General features: G+C 68.4%; 19 protein-coding genes and 1 other RNA gene. 5 read left to right on the top strand and 15 right to left on the bottom strand.

Annotation, left to right across the window (positions count from 1 at the left end; translation table 11 throughout):
* Positions 1-3 precede the first annotated feature (3 nt).
* The 12 genes from mraY to DPR14_RS19150 form a co-directional block, all read right to left on the bottom strand.
* Positions 4-1,089: a phospho-N-acetylmuramoyl-pentapeptide-transferase gene (mraY, locus tag DPR14_RS19205; RefSeq protein ID WP_158046586.1), complete on the bottom strand. Its 1,086-nt coding sequence runs from the start codon at positions 1,087-1,089 to the stop codon at positions 4-6.
* Positions 1,090-1,101: 12 nt separating this feature from the next.
* Positions 1,102-2,622, bottom strand: coding sequence for a UDP-N-acetylmuramoylalanyl-D-glutamyl-2,6-diaminopimelate--D-alanyl-D-alanine ligase (locus tag DPR14_RS19200; RefSeq protein WP_246148343.1), 1,521 nt, complete (start codon positions 2,620-2,622; stop codon positions 1,102-1,104).
* Entirely contained in the window at positions 2,619-4,091 is a 1,473-nt protein-coding gene (locus DPR14_RS19195; protein WP_158046585.1) for a UDP-N-acetylmuramoyl-L-alanyl-D-glutamate--2,6-diaminopimelate ligase, read from the bottom strand. The genes DPR14_RS19200 and DPR14_RS19195 overlap by 4 nt, the downstream gene beginning before the upstream one ends.
* Positions 4,078-5,832, bottom strand: coding sequence for a peptidoglycan D,D-transpeptidase FtsI family protein (locus DPR14_RS19190; RefSeq protein ID WP_158046584.1), 1,755 nt, complete (start codon positions 5,830-5,832; stop codon positions 4,078-4,080). The genes DPR14_RS19195 and DPR14_RS19190 overlap by 14 nt, the downstream gene beginning before the upstream one ends.
* The gene (ftsL, locus tag DPR14_RS19185; RefSeq protein WP_158046583.1) at positions 5,829-6,254 is read right to left on the bottom strand and encodes a cell division protein FtsL; all 426 of its coding nucleotides are present in this window, start codon (positions 6,252-6,254) and stop codon (positions 5,829-5,831) included. The genes DPR14_RS19190 and ftsL overlap by 4 nt, the downstream gene beginning before the upstream one ends.
* Positions 6,251-7,210, bottom strand: coding sequence for a 16S rRNA (cytosine(1402)-N(4))-methyltransferase RsmH (gene rsmH, locus DPR14_RS19180; protein WP_158046582.1), 960 nt, complete (start codon positions 7,208-7,210; stop codon positions 6,251-6,253). The genes ftsL and rsmH overlap by 4 nt, the downstream gene beginning before the upstream one ends.
* A 9-nt stretch (positions 7,211-7,219) precedes the next feature.
* Positions 7,220-7,720, bottom strand: a complete 501-nt coding sequence (locus DPR14_RS19175; protein WP_158046581.1) for a division/cell wall cluster transcriptional repressor MraZ — start codon at positions 7,718-7,720, stop codon at positions 7,220-7,222.
* Positions 7,721-8,233: 513 nt separating this feature from the next.
* An RNA gene (gene rnpB / locus DPR14_RS19170) (RNase P RNA component class A) lies at positions 8,234-8,652 on the bottom strand.
* A 73-nt stretch (positions 8,653-8,725) separates the two neighbouring features.
* The gene (locus DPR14_RS19165) at positions 8,726-9,454 is read right to left on the bottom strand and encodes an N-acetylmuramoyl-L-alanine amidase (RefSeq protein ID WP_158046580.1); all 729 of its coding nucleotides are present in this window, start codon (positions 9,452-9,454) and stop codon (positions 8,726-8,728) included.
* On the bottom strand, positions 9,451-10,326 hold the full coding sequence (locus tag DPR14_RS19160) for a DMT family transporter (protein WP_158046579.1): 876 nt from the start codon (positions 10,324-10,326) through the stop codon (positions 9,451-9,453). The genes DPR14_RS19165 and DPR14_RS19160 overlap by 4 nt, the downstream gene beginning before the upstream one ends.
* A complete protein-coding gene (locus DPR14_RS19155; RefSeq protein WP_158046578.1) occupies positions 10,323-12,146 on the bottom strand; it encodes an ATP-binding cassette domain-containing protein in 1,824 nt (607 codons plus the stop codon). Before DPR14_RS19155 ends, DPR14_RS19160 begins: the two co-directional genes overlap by 4 nt.
* A 59-nt stretch (positions 12,147-12,205) precedes the next feature.
* Positions 12,206-12,943, bottom strand: a complete 738-nt coding sequence (locus tag DPR14_RS19150; protein WP_158046577.1) for a TerB family tellurite resistance protein — start codon at positions 12,941-12,943, stop codon at positions 12,206-12,208.
* A 261-nt stretch (positions 12,944-13,204) separates the two neighbouring features.
* On the opposite strand from DPR14_RS19150, the gene DPR14_RS19145 reads away from it, so the two are divergent.
* Complete coding sequence (locus DPR14_RS19145; protein ID WP_158046576.1) at positions 13,205-13,771, top strand: GNAT family N-acetyltransferase; 567 nt, start codon at positions 13,205-13,207, stop codon at positions 13,769-13,771.
* Here the strand turns inward: DPR14_RS19145 and DPR14_RS19140 are convergent.
* Together DPR14_RS19140 and DPR14_RS19135 are read right to left on the bottom strand one after the other, a co-directional pair.
* A complete protein-coding gene (locus tag DPR14_RS19140; RefSeq protein WP_211103825.1) occupies positions 13,713-14,288 on the bottom strand; it encodes an REP-associated tyrosine transposase in 576 nt (191 codons plus the stop codon). The genes DPR14_RS19145 and DPR14_RS19140 overlap by 59 nt on opposite strands.
* Positions 14,289-14,423: 135 nt before the next feature.
* Positions 14,424-15,227 carry a DUF3750 domain-containing protein gene (locus DPR14_RS19135; protein WP_158046575.1) on the bottom strand — a complete coding sequence of 268 codons (804 nt, stop codon included), beginning with the start codon at positions 15,225-15,227 and terminating at the stop codon, positions 14,424-14,426.
* Between the two features lie 101 nt (positions 15,228-15,328).
* Between DPR14_RS19135 and DPR14_RS19130 the strand changes: the two genes are divergently transcribed.
* From DPR14_RS19130 to DPR14_RS19115, 4 genes are all read left to right on the top strand, one after another.
* Positions 15,329-18,919, top strand: a complete 3,591-nt coding sequence (locus DPR14_RS19130) for a hydantoinase B/oxoprolinase family protein (protein ID WP_158046574.1) — start codon at positions 15,329-15,331, stop codon at positions 18,917-18,919.
* A gap of 135 nt (positions 18,920-19,054) precedes the next feature.
* Positions 19,055-20,305: a PQQ-dependent sugar dehydrogenase gene (locus DPR14_RS19125; protein ID WP_158046573.1), complete on the top strand. Its 1,251-nt coding sequence runs from the start codon at positions 19,055-19,057 to the stop codon at positions 20,303-20,305.
* A 66-nt stretch (positions 20,306-20,371) separates the two neighbouring features.
* Positions 20,372-20,677, top strand: coding sequence for a c-type cytochrome (locus DPR14_RS19120; RefSeq protein WP_158046572.1), 306 nt, complete (start codon positions 20,372-20,374; stop codon positions 20,675-20,677).
* 95 nt (positions 20,678-20,772) lie between these two features.
* Complete coding sequence (locus tag DPR14_RS19115; protein WP_158046571.1) at positions 20,773-22,185, top strand: FAD-linked oxidase C-terminal domain-containing protein; 1,413 nt, start codon at positions 20,773-20,775, stop codon at positions 22,183-22,185.
* On the opposite strand, the gene DPR14_RS19110 is transcribed toward DPR14_RS19115, so the two are convergent.
* Positions 22,154-25,729 (bottom strand): PAS domain S-box protein, encoded by a 3,576-nt coding sequence (locus DPR14_RS19110; RefSeq protein ID WP_158046570.1) that lies wholly within the window; start codon positions 25,727-25,729, stop codon positions 22,154-22,156. The genes DPR14_RS19115 and DPR14_RS19110 overlap by 32 nt on opposite strands.
* Between the last annotated feature and the right edge of the window lie 39 nt (positions 25,730-25,768).

Raw genomic sequence — 25,768 nt, 5'->3', positions numbered from 1 at the left:
GCGTCACCGCAGCTTCAGGGTGGACAGGCCGACCAGCGCCAGCACCACGGCGATGATCCAGAATCGGATCACGACGGTCGGCTCGGCCCAGCCCTTCTTCTCGAAGTGATGGTGCAGCGGCGCCATGCGGAAGACCCGCTTGCCGGTCAGCTTGTAGGAGGCGACCTGGACGATGACCGACACGGTCTCCAGCACGAACAGGCCGCCGATGATCGCCAGCACCAGCTCATGCTTGGTGATGACGCTGATGGCGCCGAGCGCGCCGCCGATCGACAGCGAACCCGTGTCGCCCATGAAGACCATCGCCGGCGGCGCGTTGAACCACAGGAAGCCCAGGCCGGCTCCCACCATGGCGCCGCAGAACACCGCCAGTTCGCCGGTTCCCGGCACGTGGTGGATCTGCAGGTAGTTGGCGAAGACCGTGTTGCCGACCAGGTACGCGATCAGGCCGAAGCAGCTCGCCGCGATCATCACCGGCACGATCGCCAGCCCGTCGAGCCCGTCGGTCAGGTTGACCGCGTTGCTGGCCCCCACCATGACGAACACCGCCATCGGCACGAAGAACCAGCCGAGGTCGATCAGCAGGTCCTTCATGAAGGGGATGGCCAGCCCATGGGACACGGTGTCCTGCCCGAACACCGCGATGATCAGGGCCGCGGCGCCGCCGGTGCCGATCTGTCCGGCCAGCTTCAGCTTGCCCGACAGGCCCTTGGTGTTGCGCTTGGTCAGCTTCAGGAAGTCGTCGCCGAAGCCGATCAGGCCGAACCCTATGGTCACCAGCAGGACGACCCAGACGAACAGGTTGGTCAGGTCGGCCCACAGCAGCGTGCTGATCATCACCGCGATCAGGATCATCAGGCCGCCCATGGTCGGCGTGCCCTTCTTCTTCTGATGGGTTTCCGGCCCGTCGCTGCGGATCGGCTGCCCCTCGCCCTGCTTGGACTTCAGCCAGCGGATCAGGGTCGGGAAGAAGACGAAGCTGATCACCGACGCGGTCAGGATCGCTCCGCCCGTCCGGAACGTGATGTACCGGAACAGATTGAAGATGATGAACTCATCCGCCAGGGGAAACAGCAGGTGATAAAGCATCGTGGAATCGCCTCAGCCCTGCCGTGCGGCGCGTTGCGCCTTGTCGTCGGGAATTTCGTCGGGAGTCGTTCGGGAGGTTGGATCGGAATGGGCGTCGGCACCGGCATCCAGCGCCGCGACCGCTTCGACCACGGTGGCCATGCGGCTGCCGGCCGACCCCTTGACCATCAGGACGTCGCCGGCGCGCACCGCCCCGGCCACCAGGGGGGCCAGCGCCGCGCTGTCCGGCGCCCAGGCGCCGCGCATCGGGGCCGGCAGCTTGTCGAACAGGTGCTTCATGTCGGGGCCGGCGCAGAACGCCAGGTCCACCGAGGCGGCCTTCAGCGGTTCGGCCAGGGCCGCGTGCAGCAGGGGCGAGCGCTCGCCCAGTTCCAGCATGTCGCCCAGCACGGCGATGCGCCGCCCGCCGACGCCCGGGTCCCCTTTGGCCAGCACCTGGAAGCTCGCCTCCATGGAGACCGGGCTGGCGTTGTAGCTCTCGTCGATCACGGTCAGGGCGCCCTGGGCCAGCTGCACGCGCCGGCGGGCCCCCCGTCCCTTGATCGGCTTCAGCGTCGCCATCGCCCGCGCCGCCGCGGCGACGTCGCCGCCCAGCGCGCGGACCGCCAGCAGCACGGCCAGGCTGTTCATCACGTGGTGGCGGCCGGGAAGCGCCAGGCAATACTGCAGCGCCTCGCCCTTGATCACCGCGTTGACCGCGCTGCAGGTCGCGTGGATCGAGCAGTCGGTCAGCCGGGCGCTGGCGTCGTCGGCCTTGCCGAAGCCCAGGATGCGCGACAGGCCGCGGGTGCGGGCGGCGGCGACCAGCCGGGCGTAATGGGGGTTGTCGCGGTTCAGGACCACGGCGCCGTTGGGCGCCATGCCCTCGAAGATCTCCGCCTTGGCGTCGGCGATCGCCTCGACCGAGGGGAAGTGCTCCAGGTGGACGGCCTCCACGGTCGTGATCACGGCGACGTCGGGGCGGACCTGGCGGGACAGCGGCCCGATCTCGCCGGCATGGTTCATGCCCAGCTCGAACACCGCGTAGGTGCAGTCGGCCGGCATGCGCGCCAGGCTCAGCGGCACGCCCCAATGGTTGTTCAGGCTTCCCGCCGTGGCGAAGGTCGGCGCCAATGCCGACAGGCAGGTGCCCAGCGCCTCCTTGGTGCTGGTCTTGCCGACCGACCCGGTCACCGCGACGATCTTCGCGTCGGTGCGCAGCCGCGCCACCGAGCCCAGGTCCTGGAGGGCGGCGAAGGTGTCCTCGACCATGACCAGCGGTGCGTCCGGCCCGACGCCGTCCGGGCGGTGCGACACCAGGGCGGCCGCGGCGCCGGCCGCCAGGCTCTGCGCCACGTAGCGGTGGCCGTCGAAGTTCGGCCCCTTCAGCGCGATGAACAGGTCGCCCGGCCGGATCGTGCGGCTGTCGATCGACACGCCGGTCGCCTGCCAGACCGGTGCGCCGGCGGGGCCGTGCAGGGTGCCGTTGGTCGCCGCCGCGACATCGCCGGCGGTCCAGAGGACGGGGGCTTGGATCATCGGAGCTTGGGTCATCGGACCGGGGCCTCCCGCAGGGCGGCGCGCGCTTCTTCGGCGTCGTCGAACGGCCGCACCTCGGTGCCGACGATCTGGCCCTGCTCGTGGCCCTTGCCGGCGATCACCAGCACGTCGCCCTCGGCCAGGTCCCGGACGGCGGCGCGGATCGCCGCGGCGCGGTCGCCGATCTCCTCGGCGCCCGGGCAGCCGGCCATGATCTCGCGCCGGATCGCCTCCGCCGCCTCGGTCCTGGGATTGTCGTCGGTCACGATGGCCCGGTCGGCCAGCCGGTCCGCCAGCTCGCCCATGACCGGCCGCTTGCCCCGGTCGCGGTCGCCGCCGCAGCCGAACACCGCCACCAGCCGCTCCGCCGCGTGGGGGCGCAGGGCCCTCAGCACCGTCTCCAGCGCGTCGGGCGTGTGGGCGTAGTCCACATAGATCGGGGCGCCCGAGGGGTGGCGGGCGACCAGCTCCAGCCGGCCGCGGACGCCGCCCAGCCGTTCGAGCGCCGCCGCCGCCTCGTCGGCGTCGGTGCCGGTGCCGATCGCCATGCCCAGCGCGCACAGGGCGTTCATGCACTGGAAGCGTCCGGCCAGCGGCAGGCCGATGTCGTGGTCCCGGCCGAGCACGGTCAGCTTCAGGCGCTGTCCGTGGGGCAGGGGGATCAGGTCGCGCAAGACAAGCTCCTTCGCCTGTGTGCCATAGCCGATCAGGCGATGACCACGCCGCGAACACAGCTCTGACAGATGGGTGAACTCGGGCGCGTCCGCGTTCAGCACCGCCGTCCCGCCGGGAGGCAGGATGCGGTCGAACAGCATCGACTTGGCCGCGAGGTAAGCTTCCATACTGCCGTGGTAATCCAGATGGTCGCGTGACAAATTTGTGAAACCTGCGGTTTCGATCGCCACGCCGTCCAGGCGGTACTGGTCGAGTCCGTGGCTCGATGCCTCCATGGCGAGATGGTCGATCCCGGCATCGGCAAGCTCGGCGAGCGCCTGGTGCAGGGACACCGTGTCCGGCGTGGTCAGCGAGCCGTAACGCTCCAGCCCCGGCGCCGTGATGCCGAGCGTTCCCAGGCTGGCCGCCCGATGGCCCAGAAGGGCCCAGAGCTGGCGCGCGAACTGCACGGTGGAGGTCTTGCCGTTGGTACCGGTCACTGCCGCCACGTGGGCCGGCTGGCGCCCGTGGAAGCGGGCCGCCATCAGCGCCAGCCGGCGCCGGGGGTTCTCGTCCTCGATCAACGCCACGCCGTCGGGCGTCCCGTCCGGCAGCACCGTGCCGGGCGGACCCAGCACCGCCACCGCGCCGCGCGCCACCGCGTCGGCCACGAAGGCCCGCCCGTCGGCCCGGCTCCCCGGCAGGGCCGCGAACAGAAAACCCGGCTTCACCGCACGCGAATCGCTCGTCAGGCCCGCGATCAGGGGATCGCGGGCCTGGAGCGGCGCGGCCGGGGTGGTCTCTGAGGAGGCGAGGTCAGTAAGACGCAAGGGTACTTCCCCGGGGATTGAGATGGATTTCCGTGGCCGTGCGGATGTCGGGCCGGTTCTCGTCGATCGGGTTGATGCCCATCAGCGGCCCCATCTGCTGGATGATCCTGCCCGCCAGCGGTGCCGCGACCCAGCCGCCGGTGGCGTAGCCGTAGGTGCGCTTGTTGCCCTTCGGCTCGTCGACCATCGCCATCACCAGATAGCGGGGGTCCTGGATCGGGAACGCGCCGATGAACGACGACAACAGAGCCTTCTTCGCATAGCCACGCCCACTGGTCTTCTCCGCGGTACCCGTCTTGCCGCCGACCACGTAGCCGGGGGCGGCGGCTCCGGTCGCCGTGCCCTGGGTCACGACCAGGCGCATCAGACGGCGGATTTGGTCGGAGGTTTGTGGCGAAATTACGCGCTCCGCGGGTACCGGATCGCCGGGGTTGCGCTTCAGCAGGGTGGGCGGGTGCAGCAGGCCGCCGTTGACCGTTGCGGCGGTGGCCGAGGCCATCTGGATCGGGCTGACCGACAGGCCGTGCCCGAAGGAGATCGTCATGGTGCTGGCTTCGCGCCACGGGTGGGGCACCATCGGCATCCCCACCTCGGGGATCTCGACCGGCGACCGCCTGAGCAGGCCCAGCTTGTCCATCAGCGCCCGCTGGCCCGGCGTGCCGACCTCCATCGCCATCCGGACCGAGCCGATGTTGGACGAGTACATGAAGACTTCGGGAACGGTCAGCCAGCGGTTCTTGCCATGGTAGTCGCTGATCGTGAAGCGTCCGACGCGGACGGACTTGGTCGCGTCGAAGCTGTCGCCCATGCGGATCTTGCCCGATTCCAGGGCGAGGGCCGAATTGAAGATCTTGAACGTCGAGCCCATCTCGTACACGCCGAGCGTGTTGCGGTTGAAGCGCGCGTTCTCGTCGTTGGTCGGGACGTGGGGGTCGAAGTCCGGCAGCGAGACCATCGCCAGGACCTCGCCGGTCTTGACGTCCATGATCATGCCGGCGCCGCCCAGGGCCTGGAACTCGTCCACGGCACTCTGGAGCTCCCGCTTGACCAGGTGCTGGAGGCGCACGTCCAGGGAGAGCTGGACCGGTTCGCTCGACGACCTCAGGCGGCTGTCGAACGACTGCTCGACCCCCATCAGGCCGTTGTTGTCGACGCCGGTGAAGCCCACGACATGGGCGGTCAGGTTGGCGTTCGGGTAGACCCGGCGCTCCTCGCGCTGGAAATAGAGGCCGGGGATGCCGAGCCGGTTGACCTCGTAATGCTCGCGCGGCGACAGGTTCCGTCGGATCCAGACGAACCGCTTGTCGCTCTTCAGCTTGGCCAGGGTGTCCTGGTAGTCCAGGTCGGTCAGGACGGAGGTCAGCTTCTGCGTCGCCTCCAGCGGGTTGATCACCAGCTTGGGGTCGGCATGCAGCGACGCCGTCGCCAGCGAGCTCGCCAGCAGCACGCCGTTGCGGTCCACGATGTCGGCGCGGCTGGCCGGGATGGCATTGGCGGAGGCGGCCTGCGCCAGCCCCGTGTCACCCCCCTGGCTCATCACGGTGGCGTCGACCAGCTTGACGCCGACAGCGCCGAAGGCGAGCGCGAAGATCGCGACGGTCACCATCAGCCGGCTGCGCGCCTGTTCCAGCGCCTGCGCGGCCCGACCGGCCGTGCGCCGCTCGGCGGTGTGGTCGCCGGCCGCCGTCGCCGCCTGGGCGCGGTCGGTGTGCCAGTGGCGTGACGCGTGGATGTCGGTCATCGCGTCACCTTGTAGGTGGCGAGCACGACGGTACCGGCCGGCGCGCTTGCCTGCAGGCTGCCGGCGCTCGGCTTGCGCGACGGCATCGGAACCGTTCCGGCGACCAGCGCGGGGCCCTGCGGCGCGTTGGGGTCGGCCGGATGCAGCCGTGCCGGGATGGTCTCGACCGAGGCGATCATCTGCCCGGCTGCGGTCGGGCCGAGCACCAGGTGGCGGCGCGCCATTTCCTCGATCCGGGTCGGATCGTTCATGTAGCTCCACTCGGCCTTCAGGATCTGAATGGCTTCCTGTTCGTGGATGATCGCGCGGTTCAGCCCGGCCAAGTCCTCGCCGAGCGCCTGCACCCGATAGCTCGTGTGGAACAATGCCCCGCTCGCCAGGCCCGCCAGACCGAGCCAGATCACCGTGGACTTGCTGATCATGCTGCCTCCTCGAAGGCCGGTGCCTTCGTGCGTTCGGCCGCGCGCAGCCGGGCTGACCGGGCGCGGGGATTGTTGACGAGTTCCGTGTCGCCGGGCGTCACCGGCTTGCGGGAGATCAGGCGGAACGTCGGCGCCGCTTCGGCCGTCCGTTCCACCGGTGCGTGACGCGACGGGGCCGGGCTGTTGCCCGACCGCCGGCGCAGGAATTCCTTGACCTGGCGGTCCTCCAGCGAGTGGAACGAGACCACCGCCAGCCGCCCGCCGGGGCGCAGCAGCCGCTCGGAGGCGGCGAGGCCGCGGTCCAGCTCGCCCAGCTCGTCGTTGACGTAGAGCCGGAGCGCCTGGAAGGTCCGGGTCGCCGGATCGATGCCGTCGCGGCTCTTCGGAACCACCCGCCGGACGATCTCGGCCAGCCGGCCGGTCCGCTCGATCGGCTGTTCGGCGCGGGCGGCCACGATCGCGCGGGCGACCCGGCGGGACATCCGCTCCTCGCCCAGGCGGTAGATCACGTCGGCCAGTTCGGTCTCGCCCAGGGAATTGACCGCGTCGGCGGCCGTCATCCCATGATTTCCCATGCGCATGTCGAGCGGCCCGTCGGCGCGGAACGAGAAACCGCGCGCCGGGTCGTCGATCTGCGGCGACGAGACGCCCAGGTCCAGCGTGACGCCGTCGACGCCCTCGACCCCGGCCTCGCGCAGCAGCGCGTCCATCCGGCCGAACGGGCCTTCGATGACGTTCAACCGATGGGGGAATTCCTCAGCCATGACCGAGCCCGCGGCGACCGCCGCGGGGTCGCGGTCGATCCCCCAGACGGTGCAGTCCGCGGCGGCCAGGATCGCGCGGGCATAGCCGCCGCGGCCGAAGGTCCCGTCCACATAGACGCCGCCGTCCCGGGGAGCCAGGGCCGCCACCACCTCTTCCAGCAGGACGGGGACATGTTCGTTGGTCGATGCCATGCCGCCCTCCTATTCCTTCGCCGGGGCGGCGGCTGGCCGGCGGCCCGACAGGCTGATGCTGCTGAGCGACAGCCCTGCGGCGCGGCTGAGCTTGCGCGCCTCTTCCATCCGGGCGGCGTGGGCGGCCGGCTCCCAGATCTGGAAAGTCTTGTTGTTGGCCACGAACGAGGCCTGCTCGGTGATCCCGGCATAATCCAGCATGTCCTGGGGGATCAGGATCCGGCCCTCGGCGTCGATCCCGAGCTGGATCGAGCCGGCGAAGATCGTCGCCTGGAAGAGGTCCTTCTCCTCCGGCGGAATATCCATTTGATCCAGTGTTTCGGCCAGCCTGTCCATATGCTCCGGACTACACGCTTCGAGTGCAGAAAACTGTAGGGAGCGGAACACGATCACGCTGGACGCAACGCCTTCGGGGGAGTCCTTGGCCAGCACGCCACGAAATGACGCCGGCACCGACACGCGGCCCTTCTTGTCTACCTTATTCAAGAAAGAGGACAAGAAGATGGCCATTTAACCCTCAAGCCCTGCGGTCCGAGCCATCGGCCCCGCACCACCTTCGCCTTGGTTAGGTTCTCCCCCTGAGTTAGACCTTAAGGGTACCGTCCCAGCAGCTTGGATGAGTATGGGATAACATGGGATTTCATGGGCCGTCAATGCCGTTGCCAGTAATTGGCCTTTGGAATCAAGAAATTTCGCGGCTGCGTTCGTCTTTCCTCAAGGTTGGATTGTGGATGCAACGCTTTTTAGCGAGAACCTAAACATCAAGTTAATCTTAAGAGCGTTTCTGAAGTTCGTTCACTATTCGTTCCTATAACGATCGGGCGAATTCAAATGATGAGTCCTTGAATCATTGACCGACTCGGATTGGAAAAACCGGCTTCGGAAATCTAGCGGAATAGTCACTAACAGCTTGTCCACAGGATTATCCCGATACGTCCCATCATTGTCCCAGCTTCCGGCCCATGAAAACCCATGACCGCCAGGAACATCCTGAAAGTTGAATTAGAAAAATCTTAATTAAGGGGTGCCAGGTGGCCTGTAAGCCGGGTTCTGTCCCCGCCCGACGATCCGGTTACCCGGAAGGGGGCGGTGGATGACCATTCATCTGGGACGCCCGTTACCGGACGCCTCACGCGACCAACCCGGGCGACGGCGCGGAAATGCGCTAGGCTTGTGGCCAAGCCGCCCCTATTCGGTCTTGCTCCCGGTGGGGTTTACCATGCCGTCTCCGTTGCCGGAGCCGCGGTGCGCTCTTACCGCACCCTTTCACCCTTGCCTGCCGACTCCGGAGACGAACTCCGGCGCTGGGCTGGCGGTTTGCTTTCTGTGGCACTTTCCCTGGGGTCGCCCCCGCCGGGCGTTACCCGGCACCGTATTTCCGTGGAGCCCGGACTTTCCTCTCCCCATGGGATCCCATGGGAAGCGGCCATCCAGCCACCTGGCGGCCGGGAACTTAGGCACTGGACGGGTGCGATGCAACACAATTGCAATGCCGAAGGCGGGAAGAGGGCGGAATCAGCGGGAAACGGGCGCTTCCGCCTGCCGGACCGCCGCCCGGAGCACCCGCATGAAGGTCCGGTCCAGGCCGAATGCCACCCGGTCGGGGACGAAATGGCGCTGAAAAGCCGTCGCCGCGATGCGGGTCGGGGCGTCCAGCACGCCCGACGCCGCGACCTCGTAGCCGAACCGGCCCAGCAGGTCCTGGGCCTCCGCCACCGCGTAGCCCGGCCCGTCGTCCAGCGCTTCCGGTTCCGGCCACATCCCGATGCCCCGTGCCGCAAGCCCCTGCCAGCCGAACAGTTCGCCGGGATCCTCCTTGCGGGCCGGCGCCACGTCGGAGTGGGCGAGCACCCGGTGGGGCAAGATCCCATGCCGATCCAGGATGCCGCGCGCCAGGACGGCGAATGCCTCCATCTGGGCCGGCGGGAACGGGCGGTAGCCCCACTCGTGCCCGGGGTTCGCCAGCTCCACGCCGATCGAGCGGCTGTTGATGTCGCGCTCGCCCTGCCAGAAGCCGACGCCGGCATGCCAGGCCCGCCGCTCCTCCGGCACCAGGGCGAACACCGTCCCGTCCTCGTCCACCAGATAATGCGCGCTGACCCGGGAATCCCGGTCGCACAGCCGCTCCAGGGCCCCGGCGCCCGTCGGCATGCCGGTGTAGTGGACCAGCAGGATGTCGACCGGCACGCCGTCCGGGCGCGGTTCCTGGTTCGGCGAAGGTCGCGGGATCGGGGAGAGCGTCATGTCGCCGACTGGTTCTGGTTCTGCTTCGGAGCCTTCCGGATCATGATCACCGCGACGCCTACCAGCGTCAGCGATCCGCCGACCACCATGGCGGGCGTCAGCGGCTCGCCCAGCAGCAGCACGCCGGACAGCACGCCGAACACCGGCACCAGCAGCGTCCACGGCATGGTCTGGTTGACCGGGTAGCGGCGCACCAGAGGATACCAGAACGCGTAGGACACGATGGTGACCATGATCGCCATGTAGGCGATGCTGCCCCAGCCGAGCCACGACGCCGCCCTGATCTGCTCGACCTGCCCGGTCTCCATCAGCAGCGAGACGGCCAGCAGCTGGGGCGCCGCCATCACGGACATCCAGGCATTCAGCGAGAAGCCGTTGATCGAGCCGATCCGGCGGATCTGGATATTGACGATGGAGAAGATCAGCGCGGCCACCACCACCAGCCCCAGATACCAGCTTCCGTCCATGGCCCGGGGTTCGCCGGCGATCACGATCACGCCGCCGAACGAGATCGCCATGCCCAGCCCGCGCCGCCAGCCCAGCTTGTCCTTGTAGAGGATCGCCGCGAGGATGGAGGAGAACGGCACCTGGAGCTGGATCGCGATCGAGGCGGCCGCCGCGTCCACCCTGGTCAGCCCGGTGAACATCAGCGGGAAGTGCAGGCCGCCCAGCAGCACCGACAGCACGAAGATCTCCTTCATGCGCCCCCACGGCACCGCCACGAACGGCAGGAGCATCACCGCCACCATGGCGAACCGCAGGCTCATCAGCAGCATGGGCGAAAAGTCGCGCAAGCCGTACTTGGCCACGGCGAAGTTGAGGCCCCAGATCACCATGACGACCAGGGCGGCGGCGATGTCGCGGGAGCTCAAGAGGAGGCTTCCAGTTCTTCCCGCAATGCCTCCAGCTCGAGCCAGCGTTCCTCCGCCGCTTCCAGCTCCGCCTGAAGCTTGCCCAGGCCCTCGCTGGTCTTCTGGAACCCGGCGGGGTCCCGGCTGAAGAAGTCGGCGTCGGCCAGCCTCGCCTCCGCCGCCCTGATCCTGCCGCCCAGCTCATCCATCCGCCCCGGCAGCTGGTCAAGCTCGCGCTGCTGCTGGTAGCTCAGCTTGCGGCGCTGCTTGGCCTCGGCGGGCGGTGATGCGTCCTTCTTCCGGGCCTTGGACGCTTCCGTCGCGCCGCGGTCCGGGCGCTGGGTGACGTAGTCCGAGTAGCCGCCGACATACTCCTGGACCTCGCCGGCCCCCTCCACCGCGATTACCGAGGTCACCAGCCGGTCCAGGAAGTCGCGGTCGTGGCTGACCAGCAGCAGCGTGCCGTCATAGTCGCTCAGGACCTCTTCCAGCAGGTCGAGCGTGTCCATGTCCAGGTCGTTGGTCGGCTCGTCCAGGATCATCAGGTTCGACGGCCGGGCGAACAGGGTCGCCAGCAGCAGCCGGTTCCGCTCGCCGCCGGACAGCGCCCGGGTCGGCGTATCCTTCAGCTTCGGGTCGAACAGGAAGTCCCGCATGTAGGACGCGACGTGCCGGGACTGGCCGCCGACCGAGACGCTGTCGCCGCCGAACGGGCAGAGCGTCTGGTGGATCGTGGCGTTCGGATCGAGCGAGGCGCGTCGCTGGTCGAAATAGACCGGCTGAAGGTTGACGCCCAGCCGCACCGTCCCCGAATCGGGCGGCATCTGGCCGGTCAGGAGCTTGAGCAGCGTGGTCTTGCCGGCGCCGTTCGGGCCGATCAGGCCGACCCGGTCGCCGCGCAGGATGCGGGTGGAGAAATCCTTCGCGACCTCCCGCCGACCGTCCGACGCGTCGAAGCCCTTGGCGACATGCTCCGCCTCGATCACCATGCGCCCGCTGGCCTCGCCCTCGGCGACACCCAGCTTGACCTGCTGGCCGCCGCGCACCCGTTCGGCGCGATCGGTGCGAAGCTGCTGCAGGGCGCGCACACGGCCCATGTTGCGGGTCCGGCGGGCGCTGATGCCCTCCCGCATCCACTGGGTCTCGGCGGCGATCTTGCGGTCCAGCTTGTGGGCCGCGATCTCCTCCGACGCGAAGACCTCCTGCTGCCAGGCTTCGAACTCCGCGAAGCCGCGCTCGGTCTCGCGGATGCCGCCGCGGTCGAGCCACAGGGTCCGACGCGACAGCTTGGACAGGAAGGCACGGTCGTGGCTGATCAGCAGCAGCCCGCCGCGATAGGACTGCAGCTCGCCTTCCAGCCATTCGATCGTCGGCAGGTCCAGATGGTTGGTCGGCTCGTCCAGCAGCAGGACGTCGGGGGCGGAGACCAGCGCCCGTCCCAGTGCCGCGCGGCGCGCCTCGCCGCCGGACAGGCTGGCGGGCGACCGGTCGACCGCCAAGCTCAGCCGGTCGAGCACCGCGTCGACCCGGTGCAGGGCGTCCTGGTCGTCGGGCGGCAGCCCTTCGGCGACGAAGTCGTGGACCGTCGCATAGCCATCGAACGAGGGTTCCTGCGCCAGATAGGCCACGCGCGCGCCGGGTTGGAGAAAACGTTCGCCGTCGTCCGGCGCGATCTGTCCGGACAAGAGCTTCATGAGGGTGGATTTGCCGCTGCCGTTGCGTCCGACCAGGCACACCTTGTCGCCCCGCGCGATGCCGAGATCGATCTTCTCGAACACCGGCAGACCGCCGAAAGTGACCGTGGCGCCCATCAGCGCGACCAGGGGAGGGTTAGGTGCCATGATCCGAAGCTATAAAGGAGATCCCCCCGGTCTCGGCAAGCGCTAACTCCGCAAGGCGGTCACGCGGTCTCCATCACGGCGCCGCGTTCCTTGCGGATGCGGTCGTGGGCGGCATTGATCGACGCCAGCTTGTCGTTGGCGATGTCGACGAAATCCTGCGGCAAGCCCTGGGCGATCAGGCGGTCGGGATGATGGTCGCGCACCAGGCCGCGGTGCGCCGCCTTGATCTCCTCGTCGGTGGCGTCCGGGGTCAGGCCGAGCACGGCGTAGGGGTCGTCCTTGGGCGCGCAGCCGTTGCTCGCCCGGATGCGCAGGAAGTCCCGGTCGGAGAAGCCGAACACCTTCGAGATGCCTTCCAGGTAGCCGATCTCGGCCTCGCGCAGCTCGCCGTCGGCCCGCGCGATGTGGAACAGACCGTCAAGCAGGTCTTCCAGCACGGCGGGACGGTCGGCCAGCAGCTTGGCGATCTGTTTGGCATAGGGTTCCCAGCCCTGGCTGTCGCGGCGCGCCATGTCGAAGATGCGCCCGACATTCTTCATCTCTTCCGACGGGATCTTGAACACCTGCTTGAAGGCGTCGACCTCGTGGCGGGTCACCACGCCGTCCACCTTGGCCATCTTGGCGCCGAGCGCGATCACGCCGATGGTGAAGGCGATCTGCTGGGTCGCGTCGGTTTCCCCCTCCTCCTCGCGGTACAGGTCTACGGCGTGGCCGGCGACCGCCCCGAGAAGACCCCCGATCGGGCCGCCGATGGCGAAGCCCGCGGCTCCGCCCAGAAATTTTCCCCAGATACTCATGATTCTTGCAACAGGTCCGGCAGTGGCGACGTGCCGAGCATAGCCACCGATTTCGCCATCGCCAACTGTGACATGGACGTTACCAGCCGCTGTTTTTTCTCGACGCGGCAACCATCCCCCCTTCTAAACCGTTTGCTGCAGTGCAACATAAGGGTAGAGGTCGTATCGATCGGCCGGAAACGGGCGCGACACGCGGCCGAGGGAAGGAAGCTCCAGGAATGAAGGCGTCAACGGCAGTTATTCCACGGAAGCACCACGTCCATGACGGTCTATCGCAAGCTCCTTCCCACCGACCTGAACACCTATCGCGATCACCTTCTCCGGCTCTCGGCGAACGATCGCTATTCCCGCTTCTGCGGCTTCAAGTCCGATGAGGCGATCGCCGGCTATTGCCGCGGCATAGACTGGCGCTTCACCATCATGGTCGGCTGCTTCGTGCGCGGCGAACTGCGCGCGGTCGCCGAACTGCGCACCGAGCCGAAGGTCTGGCCGGGCGAGGGCGAACTGGCGGTCAGCGTCGAGCCGGGCTTCCAGAACCAGGGCTTCGGGTCGGGCGTGATGCGCCGCATCCTGACCGTCGCGCGCAACCGGACGATTCGCCGCCTCGTGCTGATCTGCCTGATCAGCAACCGCCGAATGCAGGCGATCGTCCGCAAGTTCCTCGGCAATCTGGAAAGCGACTGCGGCGAGGTCACCGGCCGCCTCGAACTGCCCTGGCCCGACCAGGTGAGCCTGCTCCAGGAAGCGCTCGACGGCGGCACGGCCATGGTCAACGGCGTGCTCGAGCAGTGGCAGGGTGCCCCGGACCCGGAACCCGCGGCGGCGTGAGGGCCGGTTCGATGATCGGGTGCCAATCCGCTGGATAGGTGCCACGCTGCACATGGGTGTTGAAGCTCGAATAAGGCCATTCCCAAGCTTCATTCACGATACCGTGCTTGACCGGATTCCAGTGGATATAGTCGATGTGACGGCACCAGTCGGTCTCGTCACGAACCCGATGTTCCCAGAAGCGGTTCTGCCAGACACGTGACCGAGCGTCGACAGCCGCCGAGAAGCTACGTTTGATCAGCCGCCACCGCATGGAATAGTCGGCGTCACCTTCCGGCAGCGTCCATAAGGTATGCAGGTGGTCCGGCAGGACGACGATCGCTTTGATCACGAAAGGGCGGTCGCTACGAACCTTGCGAAAAGCCGACCGCAAGGCATCGACCGCCTCCGGACTGGCGAGAATCGGCAGCCGTTCGTGTGTGACCACGGTGAAGAAGTAGGTTCCGCCCGCGGTGCGGTCGCGTCGGTATCTCATGCGTTCACGATAGCATGCGGCCGAATGCTTGCTCCGCGACATTCTTGCTGAAGCTCAGCAGCCGTAGGTCGGCCTTCGCCGAAGGCGAACGCCGACTTCTTACGCCGACGTTCCGGCCGACATGTCGGCGTTGGCCCTTCGGGCCAAGGCCGACCTACGTTCCAACCCTGGGAAGCCTCATTCCGGCGGTTGGCGGTCCCGGCCGCGCTCCAGGATCTCCTCGTCCACCTCCGCGCCCCGGCCCGGTCCCAGCCGTCCCAGGCCCGGCAGCTTGATCGCGAGGTCCAGGGGGTCGATGCCGACGGTCAGGCCCAGCACGTTGAGCTCGATGCCTTCCTCCACCGCGACCAGCACGCCGGCCACGCCGAATATCGACAGCTGCCAGCCGGTCCCGCTGGGCGCCGACGCGAACAGGCTCCACGGCGCCAGGTAATCCTTGCCCAGGGCGGTGGGCGGCAGGTCGAGGCGCAGTTCCGGCACCGCCCGGCCGACAAAGGCGGCGAAGGTGTTGCTGTTGGGACCCGGCCAGATCCGGTAGGTGCCGTTGTACGGGTACGCCTTGGCGGCGGCGTCCAGCTTGGCGATGGCGGCCTCGGCGGCCGGGCCGCGCAGTTCCGCCAGGATCGTCGGCTTCTGGCCGAACCAGTAGCCATCGGGCGTCCGCCGGGCAATCGAGATCGCCGGCAGGCCCCGCATGACGCGCCAGCCGATTTTCTCGTACACGGTATAATCCGGGGCGCCGGCCGCCTTGACGGCGAACCAGGGATGGGTGCCGAAGGCTCCCCGCCACGAGAAGGCGCGCGCGGCATAGACCTGCACGACCGCTTCGGGTGTCGTCGCCGGATCGGGAGCCTGGTTGGAGGATTGTCGGCTGGCGGTGGACCAATGCCCCCCCAGCGTCACGGTTCCCATCGCTACCACCAGCATCGGGCCGGTCAGCAGAAACAACAGGACCGCCATCGAAACGATCATGGCTTTCATGACATAGAAGATAATCCGCTGGGGTGGCACATTCCAAGCGGGTGTGCCTCAATAATGTTGCGGTGCGAAACCAATTCGGAAATCAGGGGAGCGGGCAGGGCATGACCGGCAAGTGGCAATTCTGGATCGATCGCGGCGGCACCTTCACCGACGTGGTGGCGAGAAAGCCGGACGGCGCGGTCGTTACGCACAAGCTGCTGTCCGACAATCCGGAACGATACGCCGACGCCGCCCTCCAGGGCATCCGCGACCTGCTCGGCGTCCCGGCCGGAGCGCCGATCCCGGCCGACCGCATCGACGCGGTCAAGATGGGGACCACGGTCGCCACCAACGCCCTGCTGGAGCGGAAGGGGGAACCCACCGTCCTGGTCACCACCAGGGGCTTCGCCGACGCGCTGCGCATCGGGTACCAGGCGCGGCCGAAGATCTTCGCCCGCCACATCGTCCTGCCGGAACAGCTCTACGCCCACACGGTCGAGGTTCCGGAGCGCATGGGCGCCGACGGCCGCACGCTGGTCCCGGTCGACCTCGCCGCCGCGCGGGCCGGGCTGGCGCGCGCCTTCGAGGCCGGCATCCGTTCCTGCGCCGTCGTCTTCATGCACGGGTACCGCTATCCGGAGCACGAGCGCGCCGTCGCCGACGTCGCCCGCTCGATCGGCTTCACCCAGGTCTCCGTCAGTCACGAGGTCAGCCCGCTGATGAAGCTGGTCGGCCGGGGCGACACCACCGTGGTCGATGCCTACCTGTCGCCGATCCTGCGCCGCTATGTCGATCAGGTGGCGGCCCAGCTGGGCGATACCCGGCTGATGTTCATGCAGTCGAACGGCGGCTTGACCGACGCCCGCCTGTTCCACGGCAAGGATTCCATCCTCTCCGGCCCGGCCGGCGGCATCGTCGGCGCCGTCCGGACATCCACCATGGCCGGGTTCGACCGCATCATCGGCTTCGACATGGGCGGCACCTCGACCGACGTGTCCCACTATGCCGGCGAGTTCGAGCGCACCTTCGAGACGCAGGTGGCCGGCGTCCGGATGCGGGCTCCGATGATGCGGATCAACACCGTCGCCGCCGGCGGCGGCTCGATCTGCGTGTTCGACGGCAGCCGTTACCGGGTCGGACCGGAAAGCGCCGGCGCCAACCCCGGCCCCGCCTGCTACCGCCGGGGCGGCCCGCTGACGGTGACCGACTGCAATGTCATGCTCGGCAAGCTCCACCCGGATTTCTTCCCCCGGGTCTTCGGGCCGGACGCCGACCAGCCGCTCGACGCCGAGGTGGTGCGGAAGAAGTTCGCGGCGCTGGCGGAGGAGATCCGGCGGGCCACCGGCGACACCCGCACGCCGGAGGAGGTCGCCGAAGGCTTCCTGAAAATCGCGGTCGAGAACATGGCCAACGCCATCAAGCAGATCTCGGTCCAGCGCGGCTACGACGTCACCGGATATACCCTGACCTGCTTCGGCGGGGCCGGCGGGCAGCATGCCTGCCTTGTGGCCGATGCGCTGGGCATGAAGCGGGTGTTCATCCATCCCCATGCCGGCGTCCTGTCCGCCTACGGCATGGGGCTGGCCGACACGGTGACGATCCGCGAGCGGGCGGTGGAGGCCCTGCTGGAACCGGGCCTGGTCCCGGCCTTGTCCACCACCCTGGACGAGCTGGAGGCCGACGGCCGCCATGAGCTTTCGGTCCAGGATCTGGGCGGCGCCGATATCCGCGTGGTCAGGACGGTCCACCTGAAGTACCAGGGCACCGACACCGCCCTGGCCGTCGACTTCGGCGACGTCGAAACCATCCACTACGCATTCGAGACCGCGCACCGCCAGCGCTACGGTTTCGCCATGGCCGGCAAGCCCCTGGTGGTCGAGGCCGTGTCGGTCGAGGTGATCGGCTCCACCGCGACGGCGGACGACCCGGAACTGGCGCCCGGACCTCGCTGGTCCCCGCTCCAGCCGCTCGCCAGCCTGAACGGCACTCCCGTGTTCGACCGGACCGCGCTTCGCCCCGGCGACCGGATCGACGGCCCCGCGATCCTGCGGGAGACCAACGCCACCACCGTGGTCGAGCCCGGCTGGCGCGCCGAGGTCACCAATCGCGACCATCTCGTCATGGCCCGCGTCGAGGCGCTGCCGTCGCGCGTCGCGGTCGGCACCCGCGTCGACCCGGTCATGCTGGAAGTGTTCAACAACCTGTTCATGTCGATCGCGGAACAGATGGGCGTGACGCTGGAGAACACCGCCTATTCGGTCAATATCAAGGAACGCCTCGACTTCTCCTGCGCATTGTTCGACGCGGAGGGCGGCCTGATCGCCAACGCGCCCCACATGCCGGTGCATCTGGGATCGATGGGCGAGAGCGTCCGCGCGATCATCCGCCGCCGCGGCGTACCGGGAGCGGCAGGCATGAAGCCGGGCGATGCCTTCATGCTGAACGATCCCTACAACGGCGGAACCCACCTGCCGGACATCACGGTGGTCACCCCCGTGTTCGACGATGCCGGCCGCGACGTGCTGTTCTACGTCGCCTCGCGCGGCCACCATGCCGATGTCGGCGGCATCACCCCCGGCTCGATGCCGCCCGACAGCCGGAGGATCGACGAGGAGGGGGTGCTGATCGACAATTTCATGCTGGTCGACGGCGGCACCTTCCGGGAGGAGGCCCTGCACGAACTCCTGACCTCCGGCCCCCATCCCGTCCGCAACACGGTCCAGAATGTCGGCGACCTCAAGGCGCAGCTCGCCGCCAACGAGAAGGGCGTTCAGGAACTTCGCCGGATGGTGGATCATTTCGGACTGGAAACGGTGACCGCCTATATGGGCCATGTCCAGGACAACGCGGAGGAGCAGGTCCGCCGCGTGCTCGGCGTGCTGAAGGACGGCAGCTTCGTCCAGCGCCTCGACAACGGCGCCGAGATCCATGTCCGGATCTCCATCGACCGGGAGGCGCGCAGCGCCGTCATCGACTTCACCGGCACCAGCCCCCAGCTCGACGACAACTTCAACGCTCCCTCCGCCGTCTGCCGGGCCGCCGTGCTCTACGTCTTCCGCACCCTGGTGGACGACGACATCCCGATGAACGACGGCTGCCTCAAGCCGCTGCGCATCGTCATTCCCGAAGGCTCCATGCTGGCTCCGCGGTATCCGGCCGCCGTGGTCGCCGGCAATGTCGAGACCTCGCAATGCGTCACCGATGCGCTGTACGGGGCGCTCGGCGTGATGGCCGCGGCCCAGGGCACCATGAACAACTTCACCTTCGGCGACGAACGCTACCAATATTACGAGACGATCTGCGGCGGGTCGGGCGCCGGGCCGGATTTCGACGGCACCGACGCCGTTCACACCCACATGACCAACTCCCGCCTGACCGACCCGGAGGTGCTGGAATGGCGCTTCCCGGTCCTGCTGGAGTCGTTCCGGATCCGCAGGGGCTCCGGCGGCCGGGGGCGGCACCGGGGCGGCGACGGCACCGTCCGGCGCATGCGTTTCCTGGAGCCCATGACCGCCGCGATCCTGTCCAACCACCGCGTGGTGCCCCCGTTCGGCATGGACGGCGGGGAGCCGGGCGAACCGGGCAGCGCCCGCGTCGAGCGCACCGACGGCTCCGTCCAGACCCTCGGACCGACCGAGAAGGTCGAAATGCATGCCGGCGACGTGATGGTGATCGAGACGCCCAGCGGCGGAGGCTTCGGGCGGGCAGGGTGAGACCTGGCCGCTCGCTGGTATTACCACTTGCGCGCCCGCCCGGCAGGCCCTTGACCAAGTACTCTTGGATTTAAGTTCAAGCAAGCCATGGGACTCGCAAGAAGTTCCAGGTGAAACAATCGGGAGGAAAAATACATGCCTGGTCTGAGGACTTTCGTCGGCTGCCTTCTGCTTGGAACCTGCCTTGCCGGGGCGCCCGCCCTGGCGCAGGAAAATCTGAACCGCCTGCAGGATTTCCGGACCACGGGAACCGACCTGACGCTGAAGACGGTGCCCCAGGACCCGGCGAAGCTGGCCCAGCTCCGCAAGAACCTGGAGAGGATCAAGCTTCCTCCCGGATTCAAGATCGACGTCTACGCGATCGTGCCCGACGCCCGGCACATGGCGGTCGGCCGCAATGTCGGTGCCGTCTATGTCGGCACCCGCAAGACCGACGTCTGGGCGGTGACCGACCGCGACAAGGACCGCCACGCCGAGGAGGTCAAGCGCTTCGCCCCCAGCGTAAACTTCAAGATCCCCAACGGCATGTGCATGAGCCCCGACGGCATCCTCTATGTCGCCGAGCACAACCGCGTGCTGGCCTTCCCGGCGGTCGAGTTCTTCTACGAAGGCCCCGACGTCGCCGTGCAGGTCGTCAAGGACCAGTTCCTGCCCAAGGAGGAGGAGCACTTCAACCACGGCGCCCGCGTCTGCACCATCGGTCCCGACAACAAGCTCTACGTCTCGCTGGGGCAGCCCTACAACGTGTGGCCCAACGAGAAGGGGTCGAACATGGACCCCTACGGCACCATCCAGCGCATGAACCGGGACGGTACCGGGCAGGAGACCTATGCCCGGGGCATCCGGAACTCGGTCGGCATCGCCTTCAATCCCGCCGACAAGCTGCTCTGGTTCACCGACAACCAGGTGGACGGCATGGGCGACGACATCCCGCCGGGCGAGATCAACCGCATCACCCAGGCCGGCCAGAATTTCGGCCATCCCTGGTACGGCGGCGGCAAGGTGCGCACGGAGGACTGGTCGAAGGACGAGCCGCCGGCCGACCTCGTCTTCCCCGAGGTCGAGATGGACGCCCACGCGGCCGACCTCGGCCTGACCTTCTATAACGGCAGGATGTTCCCGGCGCAGTACAGGGGCGGCATCTTCAGCGCCCAGCACGGCTCCTGGAACCGCACCACGCCGATCGGCGCCCGGATCATGTTCACCCGGGTCGGTGCGGACGGCAAGGCGGCGGGCACGGAAGTGTTCGCGTCGGGCTGGCTGGACGAGGAGACCGGCGAATATCTCGGCCGCCCGGTCGACGTCCAGCAATACCTGGACGGCTCCCTCCTGATTTCCGACGACACGGCCGGAGCGATCTACCGCATCTCCTACGAAGGCCAGTAACGCCTGCCAACCCGGGGCGCGCCCGTCCGCGCCCCGGGATTTCCTGAAGCAGTTTCCGGGGTCGTCATGAAGTTGCCTGCCGCCGCGCTGGCCTCCGCCATCGCGCTCATTCCCCTCGCCGCCGCCGCCCAGGCGCCGAACGTTCCCAAGCTGGGCACCTGCGTCACCTGCCACGGCCGTGACGGTATCGGTACCTCCCCGGTGTTTCCCAACCTGGCCGGTCAGAAATCCCTCTACATGGTCCAGCAGCTGGAGCTTTTCCGCAGTGGGGCGCGCAAGAGCGAGGTGATGAACGTCGTCGCCAAGTCACTGACCGATGCGGAGATCGAGGCGCTGGCAGCCTATTACGAAGGTCTGACGCCCGGTCCGTGACGGGCAGGCCTGCGGAATTGGTATCACCACACGACCTTGCGGCGGCAGGCCCGCTCCCTTAGGCTGCCGGAAAACGCCAGCTTGAGGAAATCGCCATGACCGCCCCCGCGACCGTGCATGCCGTGGAATCCCGCGCTCCCGCCGACGCAGCCCTGATCGACGAGCTTCGAACCCTGCTCGGCGACCGGCTGAGCACCTCGGCCGCGGTCCGGGATCATCATGGCAAGGACGAATCCTACCACCCCGTCGTCCCGCCCGACGCGGTCGCCTTCGTCCGGAGCACGGAGGAGGTCGCGGCAGTCGTCGCGGCCTGCGCCCGCTACGACACCGCGGTCGTCCCGTTCGGCACCGGCACTTCGCTGGAAGGAGGCGTCGCGGCCCTGCAGGGCGGCGTCTGCATCGATCTCTCCGGCATGAACGCCGTGCTGCGGGTCAGCCCGGAAGACCTGGACGTCACGGTCCAGGCCGGCGTGACCCGCAAGCAGCTCAACGAGCACCTGCGCGACACCGGCCTGTTCTTCCCGATCGATCCCGGCGCCGACGCCTCCCTGGGCGGCATGGCCTCGACCCGGGCCAGCGGCACCAACGCGGTGCGCTACGGCACGATGCGCGAGAACGTGCTGGGCCTGACCGTGGTGATGGCCGACGGCCGCATCATCAGGACCGGCGGACGCGCCCGCAAGTCGGCCGCCGGCTACGACCTGACCCGCCTGTTCGTCGGTGCCGAGGGTACGCTGGGCGTCATCACCGAGGTGACCCTGCGCCTCTACGGCATCCCGGAGGCGGTCTCCGCCGCGGTCTGCCCGTTCCCGACCATCAAGGACGCGGTGGATACCGTCATCGCGACGATCCAGTCCGGCATTCCCGTGGCTCGGATCGAGCTGCTGGACGAGGTCCAGATGAGCGCGGTCGTCGCCTACAGCAAACTGGACTACAAGGTCGCCCCGACCCTGTTCTTCGAGTTCCACGGGACCGAGGCCGGCGTCAAGGAACAGGCCGAGATGGTCTCCGCCATCGCGGAGGAGTACGGCGGCGTCGATTTCCAGTGGGCGGCCCGCCCCGAGGACCGCTCCCGCCTGTGGCAGGCCCGGCACGAGGCCTATTACGCGGCGCTGGCGCTCCGCCCCGGCTCCAAAGGCTGGCCGACCGACGTCTGCGTGCCGATCTCCCGCCTCGCCGAGTGCATCGTCGATACCAAGGCCGACATCGCGTCGTCCAGCCTGACGGCGCCCCTGGTCGGCCATGTCGGCGACGGCAACTTCCACCTGGTATACCTGGTCGATCCCGCCAACCCGGCCGAGCTCGCGGAAGCCGCCGAGCTGAACGAGCGCATGGTGATGCGCGCGCTCGCCATGGGCGGCACCTGCACCGGCGAGCACGGGGTCGGCTACGGCAAGATGCACTTCCTGCCCGCCGAGCACGGCGAGGCGGTCAGCGTCATGCGCATGATCAAGCAGTCGCTCGACCCGAAGAACATCATGAACCCGGGCAAGGTGATCCGGGTCTGAGGGAGCGCCGGTCGTCGGCGCCGGCGAAACCCTGTGAGGCGACCCGGAAGCCGTCCCGCCATCCGGCGATCGTCGCCTCGCATTCATCGATCGCCTCCGCGATCTGAGCCTCGGCGCCGTTAGCCGGCGTCTGTCCGGACTCCACCGCCTCCGCCAGCCGGCGCAGCCGCTCCAGGCCAAAATTGGCGGCGAGGCCGTGAAGGCTGTGGGCCGCGCTCACGGCCTCGGCGCGGTTGTCGCCGGCCGCGCGCAGGCGCGCCAGCTCGCGCCGCGCCGCGTCGGGAACCACCGCCAGCATCGCGTCCAGGTTCTCCCGGCCGACCGCCCGGGCGAGCTCGCTCAGCTTCGCCGCCATGCCGGCCGTCCCGGCGGTTTCCTCGGCCGGCGCCGGCGACGCCGACTCGCAGCGGTCGACCAGATCCACGATCACGGCGGAAAGCCTGGCCCACTCGATCGGCTTGGTGAGGAACCCGTCCAGCCCGGCCGCGGCGTAGGCTTCGCGGCTCTCCGGCATAGCATCCGCGGTCAGCGCCACGATCGGCACCGACCGGAACGGCGGGTCCAGCTCGCGGATCGCCCGCGCCGCCGCCGGGCCGTCCATCACCGGCATCTGCATGTCCATAAGCACGATGTCGAACCGCTCGCGCGCCGCCGCTTCCAGTGCCAGCTGGCCGTTCGCGACCGCCTCGACCGAATGGCCCATGCGCTGGAGCCCGGTCGAGATCATCATCCTGTTGATGTCGCTGTCCTCGGCCAGCAGCACCCGGCAGGCCCGCGACGCTTCCGGCACCGTCCGCGACGGCCGCGGGGACGCCTCCGGCAGGACCGCGGCTTCCGCCCGGATGGTGAACCGGAACGAGGAGCCGCCGCCGGGCGTGCTCCGGACCCCGATCTCTCCGCCCATGGCCGTGACCAGGCGGCGGCAGATCGCGAGGCCCAGGCCGGTCCCGCCGAAGCGCCGGGTGGTCGAGCTGTCGGCCTGGACGAACGCCTCGAACAGGCGCGCCTGCTCCTCCTGCGTCATGCCGATGCCGGTATCGACGACTTCGAAGGACAGCATGGTCCCGAAGCCGCTCTCGGACGTGCCCTCCCGGTCGGCCAGCAAGGTGATCCGCCCGCGCTCCGTGAACTTGATCGCGTTGCCGACCAGGTTGAACAGCACCTGGCGCAGCCGCGTCGGGTCGCCCCGGACAACGGCCGGCATCCTGCTGCCCACCGTCACCTGCAGCCCGACGCCCTTCGCCGACGCCCGCGCCGCGAACAGCCGGACCACCTCGTCGATCACCTCGCGGGGCCGGTACTCGATCGTCTCCAGCCGGAGCTGGCCGGCCTCGATCTTCGAGAAGTCGAGGATGTCGTTCAGGATGTTCATCAGCGTGCCGGCCGACGTGCGCAGCACCTCGACGAAGCCCTGCTGCTCCTCCGGCAGGTCGCCGCCCAGCAGCAGGTCGATCATCCCCAGAACGCCCGTCATGGGGGTCCGAAGCTCGTGGCTCATCATCGCCAGGAACTGGGACTTCGCCAGGTTGGCCGCCTCCGCCCGCTCGCGCTGCTCGTCCGCGTCGCGCCGGGCGCGCTCCAGCTCGTCCTCGAACCGCTTGCGGTCGGTCACGTCGATCACGGTGACCTGGAGCGCCGGCTCCCCCATCCAGTCGACCACGCGGCCCTGGACGTCTACCCATATCAGGGCGCCGTCCTTGCGCAGGTGCGGCTCGCGGCAGGCCATCGCGTCGGGGTCGGAACAGTTCATCAGGTCCCCGAGGCCCGCCGCGGCCACGGCCCGGCGCTCCTCCGTCAGCAGGGCCAGCAGCGAGGGCAGGGCCATGACCTCGTCGGCCGATGGGTAGCCGTGCATCCGCGCGAAGGCCCCGTTGACGAACAGGGGGCGGAAGCCGCGGTGGATCACGATGCCCTGGATCGATCCCTCGATCAGGTCGCGGAAGCGGGCCTCGCTCTCCGCCAGGGCCTTTTCCGCTTCCCGCCGGTGCGTGATGTCGACCGACGAGCCGATCAGCAGGCGGCGGTCGCCCAGTTCCTCGACATGCTTGTGGGCCAGCAGGGTGCGGGTCCTTCCGCCGACCTCCAGGTCGATCACCGAGTTCAGCAGGGCGCCTTCCTGGAGCACCTGCCGGTCCTCCGCGTCGAGCCGGTCGGCGGTCTGCCGGTCGAATATGTCATGGGCCGTCCGGCCGATCAGCGAGTCCTTCTCGCGCTGGATGTAGTTGGCGAAATGCCGGTTGAACAGAACGAAGCGCCGCGCCTCGTCCTTGACGAAGACGTTCACCGGGATCGCGTCGAGGATCGCTTCCGTAAGCTGCGCCTGCTCGCGCAGCCTGCGCTCCTGGTCCTTCATCCAGGTGATGTCGCTTCGGGTCCCGACGATGCCGCCGTCGCGCGTGCGGCGCTCCTCGATCCGCAGCCAGCGGCCGTCGCCCAGCCGGCGCTCGATCCGGGTGCCGGGGTTCTCGTGGGCTTCCAGCCGGTCCCGGATCCAGCCGTCGATGCCGCCGGGATGCCCGGTCGCCTCGTCCGGCCGGACCTCCTCGGTATAGAGCCTCAGGATCTCGGCGAAGCTCATGCCGGGCTGGAAGGCATCCGGCGGCATGCCGTAGATGGTGCAGTAGCGTTCGTTGCAGATCACCATCCTGTCGTCGGCGTCGAACAGGACGAAGCCGTCGGGGATCGCGTCGATCGCCTCGCGCAGGCGCTGCTCGGCCTGCCGCGCCGTCTCCTCCGAACATTTCTGCTGGGTGATGTCGGTGTGCGCGCCGACCATGCGCACGGCCTTGCCGCCGGCATCGAGCACATGGATCGCCCGGCTGTAGATATAGACGATGTGCCCGCGCTTGTGCCGGAACCGCTGGACCGCCTCGAAGCCGTCCACGCGGCCGGAATTGTAGTCCTCGACCAGCCGGAGCGCTTCCGCCTTGTCCTCGGGCAGGATCAGATCGCCCCAGGCCTCGAGCGTGTTCGGGATCTCGTGGTCCCCATAGCCGAGCTGAGCCTTCCACTGGGGGGAGAACCAGATCCGCCCGGTCCGCAAGTCCCAGTCCCAGATGCCGTCGCGGCCGGCCTGGAGGGCCAGGGTCAGCAATTCCCGGCTGTCCAGCAGCTCGCGCTCGACCCGCTTGGCCTCCGTGATGTCGGCGAAGGTCACGGCGAAGCCGTCCTCCAGCCGCGCCGCCCGGATCGTGAACCAGCGCCGGATGCCGTCATGGTCATACCAGCGTTCGCCTTCCCAGGGCTCGCCGCTCTCCACCACGCCGACATAGGCGTCGAACAGCCCGTCGGCGCGGTTGCCCGGCATCTTCTCCAGGAGGAGCCGGCCGATCAGGTCGAGGGCCGGCCGGCCGATCATCGCTTCCGCCGCGGCATTGACCAGTACCCACTCGAAATCGACGATGCGTCCCGCCGGGTCCCGGACGGAGCGGAAAGCCATCAGTCCGATGAACGCGCTGTCGAGCATGCCCTGGAGCAGGCGCGCATAATGCCTCTCGTCGGGAGCGATGCCGTTCTGCGGATCTTTCGACTCTAAGGTATGCATCTTCTGCAGGTTTGCCCCGGAACTGCTCGATGGTCGATT

The organism is Skermanella pratensis (assembly GCF_008843145.1).
GTDB lineage: Bacteria > Pseudomonadota > Alphaproteobacteria > Azospirillales > Azospirillaceae > Skermanella > Skermanella pratensis.
Note: the sequence above shows the minus strand (reverse complement) of the source record. Positions and strands in the feature narration are given on the sequence as shown.

Bases quoted from the DNA above. Each gene is read 5' to 3' on its own strand.
- mraY (WP_158046586.1), bottom strand. From the start codon at position 1,089: ATGCTTTATCACCTGCTGTTTCCCCTGGCGGATGAGTTCATCATCTTC.
- DPR14_RS19200 (WP_246148343.1), bottom strand. From the start codon at position 2,622: ATGACCCAAGCTCCGATGATCCAAGCCCCCGTCCTCTGGACCGCCGGC.
- DPR14_RS19190 (WP_158046584.1), bottom strand. From the start codon at position 5,832: ATGACCGACATCCACGCGTCACGCCACTGGCACACCGACCGCGCCCAG.
- ftsL (WP_158046583.1), bottom strand. From the start codon at position 6,254: ATGATCAGCAAGTCCACGGTGATCTGGCTCGGTCTGGCGGGCCTGGCG.
- rsmH (WP_158046582.1), bottom strand. From the start codon at position 7,210: ATGGCATCGACCAACGAACATGTCCCCGTCCTGCTGGAAGAGGTGGTG.
- DPR14_RS19175 (WP_158046581.1), bottom strand. From the start codon at position 7,720: ATGGCCATCTTCTTGTCCTCTTTCTTGAATAAGGTAGACAAGAAGGGC.
- DPR14_RS19165 (WP_158046580.1), bottom strand. From the start codon at position 9,454: ATGACGCTCTCCCCGATCCCGCGACCTTCGCCGAACCAGGAACCGCGC.
- DPR14_RS19155 (WP_158046578.1), bottom strand. From the start codon at position 12,146: ATGGCACCTAACCCTCCCCTGGTCGCGCTGATGGGCGCCACGGTCACT.
- DPR14_RS19150 (WP_158046577.1), bottom strand. From the start codon at position 12,943: ATGAGTATCTGGGGAAAATTTCTGGGCGGAGCCGCGGGCTTCGCCATC.
- DPR14_RS19145 (WP_158046576.1), top strand. From the start codon at position 13,205: ATGACGGTCTATCGCAAGCTCCTTCCCACCGACCTGAACACCTATCGC.
- DPR14_RS19140 (WP_211103825.1), bottom strand. From the start codon at position 14,288: ATGTCGCGGAGCAAGCATTCGGCCGCATGCTATCGTGAACGCATGAGA.
- DPR14_RS19135 (WP_158046575.1), bottom strand. From the start codon at position 15,227: ATGAAAGCCATGATCGTTTCGATGGCGGTCCTGTTGTTTCTGCTGACC.
- DPR14_RS19130 (WP_158046574.1), top strand. From the start codon at position 15,329: ATGACCGGCAAGTGGCAATTCTGGATCGATCGCGGCGGCACCTTCACC.
- DPR14_RS19125 (WP_158046573.1), top strand. From the start codon at position 19,055: ATGCCTGGTCTGAGGACTTTCGTCGGCTGCCTTCTGCTTGGAACCTGC.
- DPR14_RS19120 (WP_158046572.1), top strand. From the start codon at position 20,372: ATGAAGTTGCCTGCCGCCGCGCTGGCCTCCGCCATCGCGCTCATTCCC.
- DPR14_RS19115 (WP_158046571.1), top strand. From the start codon at position 20,773: ATGACCGCCCCCGCGACCGTGCATGCCGTGGAATCCCGCGCTCCCGCC.
- DPR14_RS19110 (WP_158046570.1), bottom strand. From the start codon at position 25,729: ATGCATACCTTAGAGTCGAAAGATCCGCAGAACGGCATCGCTCCCGAC.